Genomic DNA, 15115 nt, shown 5'->3' with positions numbered 1-15115 from the left:
TATATTCAACGATATTCGGGGAGAACGGCTTGAGATCTTCGTCGTCGCCTAGTGGCGTGCTGTTGTTGTGGCTGTTCGTCCTTTCGGGCTTTTCAGGCCTCGTATACCAGTCAATCTGGACCCACTACCTGGGACTGTTCCTCGGACATTCCTCCTACGCGCAATCTCTCGTCCTGTTGCTTTTCATGGGCGGCATGGCATGCGGCGCCTGGCTTGTCAGCCGGCGCAGTGAGCTGCTTGCCCGCCCCTTGCTGGCATATGCGGCTATTGAGCTGATCATCGGTCTGTTCGGGCTTGCCTTTGATCCAGCCTACGGTGCGTTGACCCGCTGGGCGTACACGAGCGTCTTCCCGGGGATAGGCGTTGAAGGTGTCCAGCTTGTGCGCTGGAGCCTGGCAACTGCTCTAGTGCTGCCGCAATGCATACTGCTGGGGGCTACATTCCCGCTGATGAGCGCGGGCTTCATCCGCATCAAGGAGGGGGCACAGGGGGAGGTGCTCTCCGGTCTGTACTTCTCCAACAGCATCGGTGCTGCTGCGGGTGCGCTGGTGGCCACTTATCTGCTCCTGCCCGGCGTAGGGCTGCCGGGCGCGATGATGACGGCTGGATTGCTCAATGTCCTCATTGCGATCTTCATCTATCCGCTGACGAAATCGGAATCGCCGGCAATTGTTGCGACCTCGCATGGAGCGCAGGGCAGCAGAAGGCGTCGCCTGTCAATGTTCGTCCTGCTGGTTGCCGCCCTGACCGGTGCGTCGTCATTCGTGTACGAAATCACCTGGGTCCGCATGCTTTCGCTGGCCCTGGGCACGACCATCCATGCATTTGAACTGATGCTGGCTGCGTTCATCGCGGGCATCGCTATGGGCGGATTGTGGCTGCGATCCCGTGCGGACAGCCTCGATTCTCCCCTGCGCACTGCAGGCTGGGTCCAGGTGTGGATGGGCCTGGCCGCACTGGCGTCCATGTTCGTCTACGCCCACTCGTTCGAGTGGGTCGGCTGGCTCATGCGCGTCATCGTCCGTGGCAGTGAAGGCTACGGTCTCTACAATGTTGCCAGCGGAATCATCTCGCTACTGGTGATGTTCCCCGCAGCGTTCTTCGCCGGCATGACGCTGCCATTGCTGACCCTCGCGCTGCTGCGGCAGGGACATGGTGAGCGCGCAATCGGGCAGGTGTACGCCTTCAATACATTGGGCGCGATCGTGGGTATTCTTCTCGCGGCTCACCTTCTGCTGCCTGGCTTGGGCCTCAAGCTGGCGCTGGCTGTTGCGGCCGCGATTGATCTGCTGTTGGGCATGCTGCTGTTGAAGCGCTATTCGATTTCCGGGTTTGGCGCGCGCAAGGAGATCGCTTGGGCGGCAGGCTTGTCCGCGGCGGGCATTTCGTGCGCCCTCATGTTTGTGCACTTCGATCCGCTTATGTTGAATTCTTCCGTATACAGGCATGGTCGGTCCATGCTGGCAGAAGGCACCAAGGTGATCTTCTCCAAGGACGGCAAGACGGCCACGGTAGCGGTATACGAGGAGCCCGCTCGTGGTGATGGTGCGATCTCACGTTCGATTTCCACTAACGGAAAGGTCGACGCGGGCTTGACGATCAATCCGTCGGCGCCGCCTGCGATTGACGAGTCCACCATGGTCCTGTTGGCTGCATTGCCTCTCTCGCTCAAGGCAGAGTATCCACATGTTGGTGTCATTGGATTCGGCTCAGGCATGACAACCCACTCGTTGCTGGGCAGTCGCAATGTTGGCCGTGTGGATACAGTGGAAATCGAACCGGCGATGGTGGAGGCTGCCCGTCACTTCGGGAGCAAGGTGGCGCGCGCCTACGAAGACCCTCGTTCCAACATCGTCATTGATGATGCGAAGGCATATTTCTCCGCGTCGCCGACGAAATACGATCTTATCGTGTCAGAACCGTCCAACCCGTGGATGGGGGGTACGGCGTCCCTTTTCAGCAGGGAATTCTATTCATTCGTCCCGGGACAACTGAATTCCGGCGGCTTGTTCGTTCAGTGGCTACAGCTGTACGAGATCAACCCGCAGCTCGTGAGCTCGGTGATCACTGGAATGCTGGCAAATTTTTCGGACGTAAGGGCCTATCTGGCCAATGAAAGTGATCTGATCCTGGTGGCTTCGCCGAAAGGCAGGATTCCGGCATTGGGTGCCGATGCATTCAATAGCGAACTCCTGCAGGCAGACCTGGCTCGAGTTGGAGTGAAGACATTGCACGACCTTCAGGACAGCTTCGTGATGGACCGTCGTGGTTTGATTGCCTTCACTCAGCAATACCCCGCACGCGCCAACTCCGACTACTTCCCGCTCCTGCAACTGAAGGCGCCTGAAGCCAGATTCCGCAACGACCAAGTTGCCGACTTCGGTGGAATCAGCGTTGCTCCGTGGCCGATTACGAAGCTTCTTGCCGGTCATTCCAGACGGCCGATCAATGATGAAGCGACTGGCGGAAGTGGGCTGCCATTACGTGTTGTCTCCAAGAATCGGGCTGCGCGTGAGCTTCGCCGATCTATCGTTGATGGCAAGGGAAACTTGACGGTTAACGTGACGCCTAGCGATGCCCTGAAGGCAGAGGTGCTTCGGTCGCGTGCAGAGGCTTGCTCGTTGGATAAGGATCCGGTGGGTTCTGCCGACATGATCTATTCGCTTGCGATTGAAACCGTGCCGTTCATGGCGGCTGGGGATCAGGTGGACTTGTGGCAGAAGCCGACGTGGGTCAAATGTGCCCCAAAGGATTCTGCAGTAGTGGATGCTTTCGCCCTGGTTGCGGCAGCCTCGCAGGATGACCAGGAAGCGGTCCTGGCAATCGGGCAGCGGATGCTGGGCGGCCCGGGCGCGCGTGGTGTATTGAGTAGTGAAATCGCAAGCCATTACGTACTGGGAAGCCTGCATTATGCGGCCCTGGCGACGCAGCAGCCGGAACTGGCGAAGATCCTTCACTCGACGTATACCCCGCACCTGCCACCTATCGCTTCAAGTGACCCGATCCTGCAGCTGCTCGCGCGCCTTTCGATGCAGGAAGCCCCAGCGGCGAGTCCGGCCCCAGGTATGGGAACCGATCCGACTGAGAGCGTAAGCTTGCGGTCTGGAAGCAAATAATAGTTGGAGTAGCTGAGATGAACGCCGTTATCACTGCCAACCTCGTCGGCATCACTGGGCTGGCCCGCCGCCTGGTCCAGGATGGCGCGCTGGACGAAGCCGCTGCCCGTGATGCCATGGCCAAGGCCACCGCTGCGCGCCAGCCACTACCGACCTGGTTCGCCCAGAACAAGGTTGTCGGCGCTGCCCAACTGGCTGCCGCCAATTCGCTCGAGTTCGGCATGCCGCTGTTTGACGTTTCCACGTTCGACAGCAGCCAGAACGCGATGAGTCTGGTCAGCGAGGAGCTGCTGCGCAAGCACAACGTGCTGCCGCTGTTCAAACGCGGCGGCAAGCTGTTCGTCGGCACCAGCAACCCCACCCATTCTCTGGACGAGATCAAGTTCCACACCAATCTGGTGGTGGAGCCGATCTTGGTGGATGAGGATCAGATTCGCCGCACGTTGGAGCAGTGGCATGCAAGCCACGACACCATCGGTGATGCATTGGGTGGTGATGACGATGGCATGTCCAACCTCGATGTTGGCGGTGGCGACGACGACATGACCAGCACCGACAGCGGTATCGACGCCAAGGGCGACGACACCCCGGTGGTCAAGTTCGTGAATAAAGTGTTGGTCGACGCGATCCGCAAGGGCGCGTCGGACATCCACTTCGAGCCCTACGAAGACGACTACCGCGTGCGTCTGCGCATCGACGGCCTGCTGAAGATGGTCGCGCGCGCGCCGAACAAGCTCAACCAGCGCATCGCCGCGCGCCTGAAGGTGATGGCGCAGCTGGATATCGCCGAAAAGCGTGTGCCGCAGGACGGGCGCATCAAGCTCAACCTGTCCAAGACCCGGCAGATCGACTTCCGCGTCAGCACGCTGCCTACGCTGTTCGGTGAGAAGGTGGTGCTGCGTATCCTCGATGGCAGCGCGGCCAAGCTGGGCATCGACAAGCTGGGTTACGAGCCGGACCAGCAGAAGCTGTTCCTGGAGGCGATCCACAAGCCGTACGGCATGGTGCTGGTGACCGGTCCGACCGGTTCGGGCAAGACGGTGTCGCTGTATACCGCGCTGGGCATCCTCAATGACGAGACCCGCAACATCTCCACCGCGGAAGATCCGGTGGAAATCCGCCTGCCCGGCGTCAACCAGGTGCAGCAGAACAACAAGCGCGGCATGACCTTTGCTGCAGCGCTGCGCTCGTTCCTGCGACAGGATCCGGACATCATCATGGTCGGCGAAATCCGCGATCTGGAAACAGCGGAAATTGCGATCAAGGCTGCGCAGACCGGTCACATGGTGCTGTCCACGCTGCATACCAACGATGCGCCGCAGACCATCGCGCGCCTGATGAACATGGGTATCGCGCCGTACAACATCACCAGCTCGGTGACGCTGGTGATCGCCCAGCGCCTGGCGCGTCGCCTGTGTTCGAACTGCAAGCGCCCGGCCAATCTGCCGGAGCATGCGTTGCTGGCCGAGGGCTTCACCCAGGCGCAGCTGGATGCAGGCATCGAACTGTATGAGGCAGTGGGCTGCGACGAATGCACCGAGGGCTACAAGGGCCGTACCGGCCTCTACCAGGTGATGCCGATGACCGACGAGATCGCGACCATCGTGCTGGCGGGCGGCAACGCGCTGCAGATTGCCGAGGCCGCGCAGGCGATCGGCGTGAATGACCTGCGGCAGTCGGCGTTGAAGAAGGCGGCCGCGGGCGTGACCAGCCTGGCCGAGATCAATCGCGTCACCAAGGATTGATGCCGTAGATCCACGCCAGGCGTGGATGGGGTAACCAGTAGATCCACGCCATGCGTGGATGACGCGGTACATGAGGTTGCCGGCCAGCGGCCGGCACTACCATTTTGACGCAGAACGGGCGGTTGATCCACGCCGTGCGTGGATGGGGCAACCAGTAGGTCCACGCCATGCGTGGATGGGCGGTGCACGGGGTTGCCGGCCAGCGGCCGGCACTACCATTCCGACGCAGAACGGGCGGTTGATCCACACCATGCGTGGATGGGCAACCAGTAGATCCACGCCATGCGTGGATGGGTGATGCACGGGGTTGCCGGCCAGCGGCCGGCATTACCATTCCGACGCAGAACGGCCGGTTGATCCACGCCGTGCGTGGATGGCCAACCAGTAGATCCACGCCATGCGTGGATGGGCGGTGCAGCGCCCGGCATTACCATTCCGACGCAGAACGGCCGGTTGATCCACGCCATGCGTGGATGGGCGGTGCACGAGGTTGCCGGCCAGCGGCCGGCACTACCTATTCCATCCCCAGCTTCTTCAGCTTGTAGCGCAGCGCACGGAAGGTGATGCCCAGCTGCGCGGCAGTGCGGGTCTTGTTCCAGCGGTTTTCTTCCAGCGCGCGCTGGATCGCACTGCGCTCGAGCTGCTCGATGTACGAGGGCAGGGCGGCACTGCCCGGGTGCAGATCGACCACGGCTTCAGCGTGCGCAGCGCTGCCGGGTGAGCGAGGCGCATGCTGCGGCAGGCGCAGGTCGTCGGCGCCGATACGGTCTTCCTCGGCCAGTGCCAGCGCGCGTTCCAGGATGTTCTCCAGCTCGCGCACGTTGCCGGGGAAGCCGTACTGGGCCAACGCGTCCAGCGCCGACGGCGCCAGCAGCGGGGTGGCGCGGCCGTGGCTGCGGGCCAGCCGCGCCAGGATCGACGCCGCCAGTGCGGGCAGGTCCTGGCGACGCTCGCGCAGCGGCGGCACGCGCAGTTCGATGACGTTGATGCGGTAGTAGAGGTCGTGGCGGAAGCGCCCGTCTTCGACCAGCTCGGCCAGATCCTTGTGGGTGGCCGAGAGGATGCGCACGTCCACCGGCTCTTCGCTGGGGGCGCCCACCGCGCGCACCGATTTTTCCTGGATCGCACGCAGCAGCTTCACCTGCATCTGCAGCGGCAGCTCGGCCACTTCATCCAGGAACAGGGTGCCGCCGTGTGCGGCCTGGAACAGTCCCGGCTTGTCGGCATGGGCGCCAGTGAAGCTGCCCTTGCGGTGGCCGAAGAACTCGCTCTCCATCAACTCGGTGGGAATGGCGCCACAGTTGACCGGCACGAACGGCCCAGCGGCGCGTGCACCCTGAGCATGGATGGTGCGTGCAACCAGTTCCTTGCCCACCCCGGATTCGCCCAGGATGTAGACCGGTGCCTGGCTGCGCGCAACCTTGCCGATGGTGGCGCGCAGCACGTCCATCGCCGGCGATTCGCCGAGCAGACGTGCGGCCTGTTCGGCGGCGGGGCCGGCAACCGGGCGTTCGCTGTTGTTGAGTTCCAGCGCATGCTTGACCAGGCCGCGGAGCACGGTGATGTCCACCGGCTTGCTGACGAAATCGAAGGCACCGGCTTTCAGCGCTTCCACGGCCAGGTCCATGCTGCCGAAGGCGGTGATCATCGCCACTGGCGTGCGCGGATAGTGCTGGGCGATCTCGCTGACCAGTTCGATGCCATTGCCATCGGGCAGGCGCATGTCGGTTATGCACAGGTCATAGGGATTGCTGGCCAGCAGTTCGCGGGCTTCGGCGAGGTTGGCGGCGGTGCTGATGCGCAGGCCCATGCGGCCGAGGGTCAACACCAGCAGTTCGCGGATATCGCGTTCATCGTCGACGACGAGGGCGCTGCGGGTTTCGTTCATGGGTGGGAAAGATAGCCGAGGGTGTGGAAGGCGACAAATGTTTGACGCACCGAATCAGTGCGGAAGCAGGGTGTGCGGGCCGGGCAGTACCAGGCGGAAGCAGGAGCCGCCGGCGGGGACGGGGATGTAATCCAGCCGCGCCTGGTTGGCCCTGCACAGCTCGCGGGCGATATAAAGGCCCAGGCCGGTGCCGTGCTCGGAGGTGGTGAAGAAGGGGCGGAACAGCTGCGCGGCGACGGTCTCGGGGATGCCGGGGCCACGGTCCATCACGTCGATCACCGCACTTCGCTCGTGCTGGGCCACGCGCAGCCGCACGCGCGCGGGCTGCTCGCCGATGCGGCCGTACTTGAGGGCGTTGTGCACCAGCACGGTCAGCACCTGGTACAGGTGGCGCGGGTCGACCTGGGCCGGCACAGAGGTGTCGTTGATGATCGGTTCGATGCTGTCGGTTTCCAGCGTCTGGCCCTGCTTGTACTCCAGCACGAAGCGGCGCACGAAGGCGGCCAGGTCGACATTTTCCGGGTTGGCGCGTTCGCGCCGGGCCAGGCCCAGCACGCTTTCAACGATGCCGTTGGTGCGCTGGCACTGCTGGTGGATGATCTGCAGCAGGCGGCGGTCGCTTTCGTTGAAGCCGGTGCCTTCCTCCAGCAGCTGCACGGCGTAGTTGATGGCCGCCAGCGGGTTGCGGATCTCGTGCGCGAGGCTGGCCGAGAAGCGCCCCATCGCCGACAGGGTGAGCGATTCGGCGCGGCGCGAGACCACGCTGGAGTCGTCCAGGAACACCAGCACCAGGTCGCTGCCGGCCAGCAGGCGGGCGAAGCGTGGCTGCACTTCCGGCTGGTCGGGGTTGAGCTGCAGCGGCATTTCATCCTGTGCCCAGCCGTTGCGCCAGCGTTGCAGGCGCCGGGCAAGTTCGGGGGCGACACTGGCCAGGTCGAGGCGGCCCGAATCACTGTTGCCATCGCGGTCGCCCAGCAGGATCGAGGCGGCTTCGTTGGCCAGGGTGATGCGGTTGTCGGCGTCCACCACCACCACGCCGGTGCGCATGCGGCGGATGATCAGTTCGTTGATCTGGAACAGGTTGGCCACTTCATCGCCGCGCTGGTTGGCCAGCTGCTGGTTGCGGCGTGCACGGTTGCCGACCTGGTAGCTGATGAAGGCCAGGGCCAGGTAGCTGGTGGTGAACATCGCCAGTTCGGCCAGGGTGCGGGTGGGGTCGCCGCCTTCAAGCACCTTCCACAGGTATTCGGCAGCGGTGGCGACGCTCGCGGCCAGCGCCAGCAGCAGGCCCCAGCTGAGCGGCAGCAGGGTGGCGGCGGCGGCGATGTTGAACAGCAGCGACATCGAGATGCCGGCGCTGGCGCCGGGCAGGGCATGCGCCAGCAGGCTGGCGGCGACGATGTCCAACAGCACGCCGCCGACCACGATGGGTCGCAGCCAGCGTTCGTTGCGGCCGATTACCAGCAGCAGCAGCGACAGCAGCAGATAGCTGGCGCCGACCGAATAGGCCAGGCGCGGGTGGTGGGCTTCGCCGACCATGGCCGACAACGGGCTGTACAGCAGGGCGGCGATGACCGAGGCGATCAGCACCCGGTACAGGGCGAAGAAATACAGCTCGCGCCGCGGTATCGATTCGATGCGGTCGATCAATGAAGCACTGGGTGACACGCCGGAACTCCCCTTCTGGCTGCCTGGAACTGGGTCATGACGGCGGTGGGCCGAACCTGCCCGACGTCCCCCGATCGTCGGATCTGCTCGCTGCCCGGTTGCCGGCACCGTGGGTCGAATTTACGGGGCCAGTATAGGGCGCCTGTACCGGGCTGGGCTGCGCAGTCGGCCCGGGCGGGCGTTTGCGGCGTGATCCAGCCCGTGCCGCAACTGCCTGAATGACCATGGAAATCTGGCCGGTTCCGGCCTTTTGTCCATACTTCTTTGCGCCCCGGCGCCGGCTCGGCCACAATAGTGGGCCCGCCGCGGTCCATGCCGGCGCCCCGCCGGGGCCCTGAGGAATTGCGTGCGGTCGTTCCTATTCCCACGGTGACGCATGAATTTCCACGAATACCAGTCAAAACAACTGCTTGCCGAGTACGGCATCCCGGTCCCGGCCGGCAAGGTCGCTGCGACCCCGGACGAAGCTGTTGCCGCTGCCAACTCCCTGGGCCAGGGCCCCTGGATGGTCAAGGCGCAGATCCACGCTGGCGGCCGCGGCAAGGCTGGCGGCGTCAAGTTCTGCAAGACCACCGACGACGTGAAGGCCGCTGCGGCCAAGATGCTCGGCACCAAGATGGCCACCTACCAGACCGCTGGCGTTGAACTGCCGGTCAACCTGGTGCTGGTGACCACCGCTGGCGAGATCGTCAAGGAACTGTACCTGTCGGTGCTGGTTGACCGTGGCACCAAGACCATCACCTACATCGCTTCTTCGGAAGGCGGCGTGGAGATCGAGCAGGTCGCCGCTGAAACCCCGGAGCTGATCCACTCGCTGAACGTCGACTTCGTCGAAGGCGTGCAGGGTTACCACGGTCGTGATTTCGGCTTCAAGCTGGGCCTGACCGCCAAGCAGGCCGGCCAGTTCGCCAACATCATGGTGAACCTGTACCGCCTGTTCAACGAAAAGGACCTGGCGCTGGTTGAAATCAACCCGCTGGCCATCCTGGACGACGGCAACCTGTACGCGCTGGACGGCAAGTTCGACAGCGACGACAACGCCGCGTTCCGCCAGAAGGCCCTGGTCGCCATGCGCGACAAGACCCAGGAAGATCCGACCGAAGTGATCGCTTCGGAGCTGGACATCAACTACGTCACCATGGACGGCAACATCGGCTGCATGGTCAACGGCGCAGGCCTGGCCATGGCCACCATGGACGTCATCAAGCTCAACGGCGGCGAGCCGGCGAACTTCCTGGACGTGGGCGGCGGCGCCAACAAGCAGCGCGTCATCGAAGCGTTCAAGCTGATCCTGTCCTCGGACAAGGTCGAAGGCATCTTCGTCAACATCTTCGGCGGCATCGTCCGCTGCGACATGATTGCCGAAGGCATCATTGCCGCCGTGAAGGAAGTGGGCGTCAAGGTTCCGGTCGTGGTGCGTCTGGAAGGCACCAACGTGGAAGAAGGCAAGCAGTTGCTGCGTGACAGCGGCATGGCCATCATCCCGGCCGACAACATCAACGACGGTGCCAAGAAGGTCGTCGAAGCTGTCAAGAACGCCGCCTGATCCGACACCGAAGGAAATCCAATGTCAGTTTTGATCAATAAGAACACCAAGGTGATCGTGCAGGGCTTCACCGGCCAGCAGGGCACCTTCCACGCCACTCAGATGATCGAGTACGGCACCCAGGTTGTTGGCGGCGTGACCCCGGGCAAGGGTGGCACCACCCATATCGACCTGCCGGTCTTCAACACCGTTGCCGACGCCGTGCAGAGCACCGGCGCCAACGCTTCGGTCATCTACGTGCCGCCGCCGTACGCGGCTGACGCGATCCTGGAAGCCGCTGCTGCCGGCATCAAGGTCATCGTCTGCATCACCGAAGGCATCCCGGTGCTGGACATGCTGCGCGTCAAGAACGTGCTGACCCGTTCGCATCCGGACACCGTGCTGATCGGGCCGAACTGCCCGGGCGTCATCACCCCGGGCGAGTGCAAGATCGGCATCATGCCGGGCCACATCCACAAGCCGGGCAAGATCGGCATCGTGTCGCGTTCGGGCACCCTGACCTATGAAGCGGTCAAGCAGACCACCGAAGTCGGCCTGGGCCAGTCCACCTGCATCGGCATCGGTGGTGACCCGATCAACGGCCTGAACTTCGTCGACTGCCTGAAGCTGTTCAACGAAGACCCGCAGACCGAAGGCATCATCATGGTCGGCGAAATCGGCGGCGACGCTGAAGAAGCCGGTGCCGAGTACATCAAGAACCACGTGAAGAAGCCGGTCGTCGGTTTCATCGCGGGTGCTTCGGCTCCGGCCGGCAAGCGCATGGGCCACGCCGGTGCGATCGCATCGGGCGGCAAGGGCACTGCCGAAGGCAAGTTTGCTGCCATGGAAGCTGCTGGCGTCGTCACCGTGCGTTCGCCGGGCGACCTGGGCGCTGCCATCGCCAAGCTGGTGAAATAAGATCGACTGCCTTCGGCAGACGATTCTGTAGAGCCGGCCGTTGGTCGGCTGCTTGAAACAGAAAGGCCGCCTCAGGGCGGCCTTTCTGCGTCTGGGCATCCGCTGGGCATGGCCCGGCGCTACCAGAATGGTCCACGCGGTAGCGCCGGGCCATGCCCGGCGAGCGCATGTCGCGGCGCTACAATGTGCGCATTGCAACCACAGGCTGGACCCTCATGGCTTCGATCCGCATCGCGATGGCGCAGTTCGACTTCCCGGTTGGCGATGTCGCCGGCAACACCGAGCGCATCATCGAGATGATCGGCCAGGCGCGCGATGAGTACGGCGCCGGGCTGGTGATGTTCCCCGAGCTGGCAGTCAGCGGCTATCCGCCGGAGGACCTGCTGCTGCGCCCGGGCTTCCTGTACGAGTGCGAGCAGGCGATGACCCGCATTGCTGCTGCGTGCCGTGGCATCACCGCTGTAGTGGGCTGGCCACAGGCCGCCGGTGCGGTGGTCTACAACGCGGCCAGCGTGCTGCGCGATGGCCTGGTGGAGCAGACGTACCGCAAGCGCGAACTGCCCAATTACGCGGTGTTCGACGAGCGCCGCTACTTCGATGTCGACCCGGACGGTGGCAGCTGCGTGTTCGAGGTCGACGGCATCCCGGTCGGCCTGCTGATCTGCGAGGACCTGTGGTTCGCCGAGCCGCTGGCTGATACGGTGCGTGCCGGCGCGCAGCTGGTGGTGGTGCCCAATGCCTCGCCGTACGAGCGTGGCAAGCATGCCCAGCGTGACGCCGTGCTGGCTGCACGTACCCGCGAAAGCGGCGCGGCGATCGCCTACCTCAACGTGGTGGGCGGCCAGGACGCGCTGGTGTTCGATGGTGCATCGGTGGTGGCCGATGGCGATGGCACAGTGCACCCGGCCGCAGCGGCCTTCGTCGACCAGTGGCTGGTGGTGGACTACGACGGTGCTACCCGCCGCTTCCTGCCGCAGGTATGGATGGACGACGGCGACGAGAGCATGGATGCGCTGGCTTGGCGCGCGGTTACCCGCGGCATCCAGGACTACTGCAGAAAGAACGGTTTCAAGAAGGTGTGGCTGGGTCTGTCCGGTGGCATCGACTCGGCGATCGTGCTGGCCATGGCGGTCGATGCACTGGGCGCGGAGAACGTGACGGCGGTGCGCCTGCCGTCGCGCTATACCGCCGGCATGTCCAACGACCTGGCCGCTGAGCAGTGCCAGGCGCTGGGCGTGAAGCTGGAAGCCGTTTCCATCGAGCCGGCGTTCCAGGGCCTGATGCAGGCGCTGGCGCCGATGTTCGAGGGCACCACGGCGGATGTGACCGAGGAGAATCTGCAGTCGCGCAGCCGTGGCGTGATCCTGATGGCACTGGCCAACAAGTTCGGCGGCCTGCTGCTGACCACCGGCAACAAGAGCGAGTACGCGGTCGGCTACGCCACCATCTATGGCGACATGTGCGGGGGGTACGCGCCGCTGAAGGACCTGTACAAGACCGAGGTGTTCGGCCTGTCCAAGTGGCGCAACACCGTTGGCGGTGCGCCGGTGATCCCGCCGGCGGTGATCAGCCGCCCGCCCTCGGCCGAACTGCGTGAAAACCAGACCGACCAGGATTCGCTGCCGGCCTACGACGTGCTGGACGGCATCCTGTACCGCTACATCGACCAGGAGCAGTCGCGCACGGAGATCGTCGCTGCAGGCTATGACGCGGCGGTGGTGGATCGTGTGCTGCGGCTGGTGCGGATCAGCGAGTGGAAGCGCCACCAGGCCGCGCCGGGCCCGAAGGTCTCGCGCCGCGCGTTCGGGCGTGAGCGCCGCTACCCGATCAGCAACGGCTACAAGAGCTGAGGACCAGTCGCCGGGCATGGCCCGGCGCTACCGATGTTCGATGGATCCAGCGGTAGTGCCGGCCGCTGGCCGGCAACCGGTGTACCGCCCATCGATGCACGGCGTGGATCTACCGGGCCTCGTTGAGCAGCTGCTCCAGGCCGGCGGTTTCGGCGGCCTCGTCAAATTGGCTGTGCCCCAGCCGCGCACGCACGAATGCCAGGCCATCGGCCGCCGCTGCGTCCAGCGTGCCGCGATGGTCGACCGGGTATCGGCGGAATGCCACCGGTTCGCCGCGCAGGGCCAGGCCGACGGCATACAGCAGGGTGGTGAGATAGGGCACGTCGCGATCCTCGCTGCCGTGGCCCAGCATCAACGGCTGGCTGAAGCCCCGCCGTGGCACGCCCAGATAGTCATGCAGCAGCGCCCAGATGCCCGGCACCGAGGTCAACGGTGCGCGGAACATTTCTCCCGTGTTCGCACCTTCCAGGGTGGCCGCCAGCTGGCCCAGGCACTGCTGGCGCGCCAGCGCGACCCGTGCATGGCCTTCATCGCTGAGTACGCGTGCGATACGCGGCTCCACCTGCAGCAGGCCATCGAGCAGGTAGGCGTGATAGGCATTGAGCGCGCCCGGATTCGGCGTGCGGCTGTCCGGCTTCATCACCAGCGCGGTCAGTTCGACGGCCGTGGGTGTGCCGGTGGTGAAGCTGCCGCGGTACTGCAGCGAGGGTCCATAGGACGGTGCCAGATGGCCGGCAGTGAGCGCGGCAGCGCCGCCCTGCGAATGGCCCACCGATACCCAACGCGGTGACAGCGTGGCATTGCCGAGGAAATGGCGGCTGGCCTTGATGAGATCGATGGCGTTGCGCGCGGAGGTGCGCACGTGCAGGTAGGCGTGGTCACCCGGGCCGCCCAGGCCTTGGTAATCGGCGGCGAGAACGGCATAGCCCTGTGCCAGGAACTGGTCGAGGAAGCGGCCATCGCGCTCGGGCTGATAGGGGCCGGATACCGAAGGCGCGCAGTGGTCGGCGATGCCCTGGGTGCCGTGGGCCCAGGATACGACCGGCCAGCCACCTGCCGGCGCAGGCCCGGCGGGCAGGTAGACCAGCCCGGTCGCCTCGGCCAGGCGTCCGTGATGATCGGGGGTGCGGTAGGCCAGCTTGTAGGCCTGCGCGGCCTTGGAGGGCACCCAGCTGGCGCGGTAGGGCGCGGCCGAGAGCAGGTCACCCGGCTCCGCCGCCAGCGCGACAAGGGGACTGGCGGCCAGCGCGAGCAGGGCAGTGACCAGCAGGGTCGGGCGGGGTCGGAACCGCAGGGACGATGAGGACATGTGGCGCTCCATGCAGGCCGGGATGGCCTTTGCGCCGCATTCTGGGAGCTGTCCTGCGCGCCGACTGCGATGGAAGTCGCAATGATCGCCGGTTCGTAGCATTCCTAGCGGTGACGCCAGGCAAAAAAAAAAGGCCCCGTGCGGGGCCTTCTTCTTACTTCTTTTCCAGTCGCGCGTTGCGCTGGCCGGTGGCGGCGGACTTCTCGCCGGCAAACGGGTTCAGCTTGCGGATCATCCACGGGTACTTCGGCCACTTGCCTTCCAGCCACGGGTGATCCGGCTGGTTCAACTGCAGGACGCGGCGGGCGTCGTCGGCCAGGGTCTTGTTGCCCAGGTGGGTGTAGGACTCGGCCAGCACCGCCACGGCATCGTTCTGGAATGCGCTCTGCGGGTAGTTTTCCAGCAGGTAGTTGGCGCGACCGGCAGCCGAGACCCAAGCGCCGCGACGCACGTAGTACAGGGCATTGTCGAGCTCATGCTGGGCGAATACGTCACGCAGCACCAGCATCCGCTGGCGCGCATCGGCGGCGTAGCGGCTGTTGGGGTAGCGGTCGACCACGATGTTGAAGTCTGAATACGCCTGATGCGGCGTGGACAGATCGCGGCGGCTTGCGTCCAGCGACCATACGCGACGCAGGAAAACCGTATTGCGGTTGGAGTTGGCCAGGCCGCGCAGGTAGTACAGGTACGCGATGTTCCGGTGCGTCGGGTAGGTACGGATGAAGCGGTCGATGCTGGACACCGCGTCATCGTGCTTGCCGGCCTTGTACTGGGCATAGGCCGATTCGATCATCGCCTGCTCGGTGTACGGGCCGTAGGGATACTGTGCCACCAGGCGACGGAAGCTGGCTTCAGCGCCGCTCCAGTTGCCGCCTTGCATCAGCTTGTGGCTCTTTTCGTAGAGCTGTTCGACCGGGGTGCCTTCATCAGGGCGATCGCCCTTGGTGCCGCGGTTGCAGCCAGTGGCGACGATGACCAGCACCAGCAGGAGGGCGGTCAGGCGGACGGGCGCGGAGAGCAGGACGGAGCGTCGGATCATGGGGTCAATGCGGGACGCGGCTGGAATACGAAGGGTCGATGATAGCCTAGTGTCCTG

The 15115-nt window shown here is 64.5% G+C and carries 9 protein-coding genes; 5 read left to right on the top strand and 4 right to left on the bottom strand.

The window, feature by feature from the left end:
• Positions 1-62: 62 nt before the first annotated feature.
• Together BW38_RS0120490 and pilB are read left to right on the top strand one after the other, a co-directional pair.
• Entirely contained in the window at positions 63-3116 is a 3054-nt protein-coding gene (locus tag BW38_RS0120490; protein WP_161763227.1) for a fused MFS/spermidine synthase, read from the top strand.
• Positions 3117-3133: 17 nt separating this feature from the next.
• The gene (gene pilB, locus BW38_RS16560; RefSeq protein WP_032975168.1) at positions 3134-4861 is read left to right on the top strand and encodes a type IV-A pilus assembly ATPase PilB; all 1728 of its coding nucleotides are present in this window, start codon (positions 3134-3136) and stop codon (positions 4859-4861) included.
• A gap of 514 nt (positions 4862-5375) precedes the next feature.
• On the opposite strand, the gene BW38_RS16565 is transcribed toward pilB, so the two are convergent.
• On the bottom strand, positions 5376-6749 hold the full coding sequence (locus tag BW38_RS16565; protein ID WP_025874296.1) for a sigma-54 dependent transcriptional regulator: 1374 nt from the start codon (positions 6747-6749) through the stop codon (positions 5376-5378).
• Between the two features lie 54 nt (positions 6750-6803).
• Positions 6804-8417 carry an ATP-binding protein gene (locus tag BW38_RS16570; protein ID WP_032975166.1) on the bottom strand — a complete coding sequence of 538 codons (1614 nt, stop codon included), beginning with the start codon at positions 8415-8417 and terminating at the stop codon, positions 6804-6806.
• Positions 8418-8793: 376 nt separating this feature from the next.
• Between BW38_RS16570 and sucC the strand changes: the two genes are divergently transcribed.
• The 3 genes from sucC to BW38_RS16585 all read left to right on the top strand — a co-directional run bounded on the left by sucC (position 8794) and on the right by BW38_RS16585 (position 12710).
• Complete coding sequence (gene sucC / locus BW38_RS16575) at positions 8794-9963, top strand: ADP-forming succinate--CoA ligase subunit beta (RefSeq protein ID WP_025874298.1); 1170 nt, start codon at positions 8794-8796, stop codon at positions 9961-9963.
• 21 nt (positions 9964-9984) lie between these two features.
• Complete coding sequence (gene sucD, locus BW38_RS16580) at positions 9985-10860, top strand: succinate--CoA ligase subunit alpha (RefSeq protein WP_017356169.1); 876 nt, start codon at positions 9985-9987, stop codon at positions 10858-10860.
• Between the two features lie 215 nt (positions 10861-11075).
• Positions 11076-12710, top strand: a complete 1635-nt coding sequence (locus BW38_RS16585) for an NAD+ synthase (protein ID WP_032975223.1) — start codon at positions 11076-11078, stop codon at positions 12708-12710.
• A 109-nt stretch (positions 12711-12819) separates the two neighbouring features.
• On the opposite strand, the gene BW38_RS16590 is transcribed toward BW38_RS16585, so the two are convergent.
• Complete coding sequence (locus BW38_RS16590) at positions 12820-14019, bottom strand: lipase family protein (protein ID WP_032975165.1); 1200 nt, start codon at positions 14017-14019, stop codon at positions 12820-12822.
• Between the two features lie 154 nt (positions 14020-14173).
• On the bottom strand, positions 14174-15058 hold the full coding sequence (locus BW38_RS16595; RefSeq protein WP_032975164.1) for an outer membrane protein assembly factor BamD: 885 nt from the start codon (positions 15056-15058) through the stop codon (positions 14174-14176).
• Positions 15059-15115 lie beyond the last annotated feature (57 nt).

The sequence above is a fragment of the Stenotrophomonas sp. RIT309 genome, from assembly GCF_000632045.1.
Lineage (GTDB): Bacteria > Pseudomonadota > Gammaproteobacteria > Xanthomonadales > Xanthomonadaceae > Stenotrophomonas > Stenotrophomonas indicatrix.
This window is presented reverse-complemented; position numbering and strand designations above follow the sequence as displayed.

Bases quoted from the DNA above. Each gene is read 5' to 3' on its own strand.
- pilB (WP_032975168.1), top strand. From the start codon at position 3,134: ATGAACGCCGTTATCACTGCCAACCTCGTCGGCATCACTGGGCTGGCC.
- BW38_RS16565 (WP_025874296.1), bottom strand. From the start codon at position 6,749: ATGAACGAAACCCGCAGCGCCCTCGTCGTCGACGATGAACGCGATATC.
- sucC (WP_025874298.1), top strand. From the start codon at position 8,794: ATGAATTTCCACGAATACCAGTCAAAACAACTGCTTGCCGAGTACGGC.
- sucD (WP_017356169.1), top strand. From the start codon at position 9,985: ATGTCAGTTTTGATCAATAAGAACACCAAGGTGATCGTGCAGGGCTTC.
- BW38_RS16585 (WP_032975223.1), top strand. From the start codon at position 11,076: ATGGCTTCGATCCGCATCGCGATGGCGCAGTTCGACTTCCCGGTTGGC.
- BW38_RS16590 (WP_032975165.1), bottom strand. From the start codon at position 14,019: ATGTCCTCATCGTCCCTGCGGTTCCGACCCCGCCCGACCCTGCTGGTC.
- BW38_RS16595 (WP_032975164.1), bottom strand. From the start codon at position 15,058: ATGATCCGACGCTCCGTCCTGCTCTCCGCGCCCGTCCGCCTGACCGCC.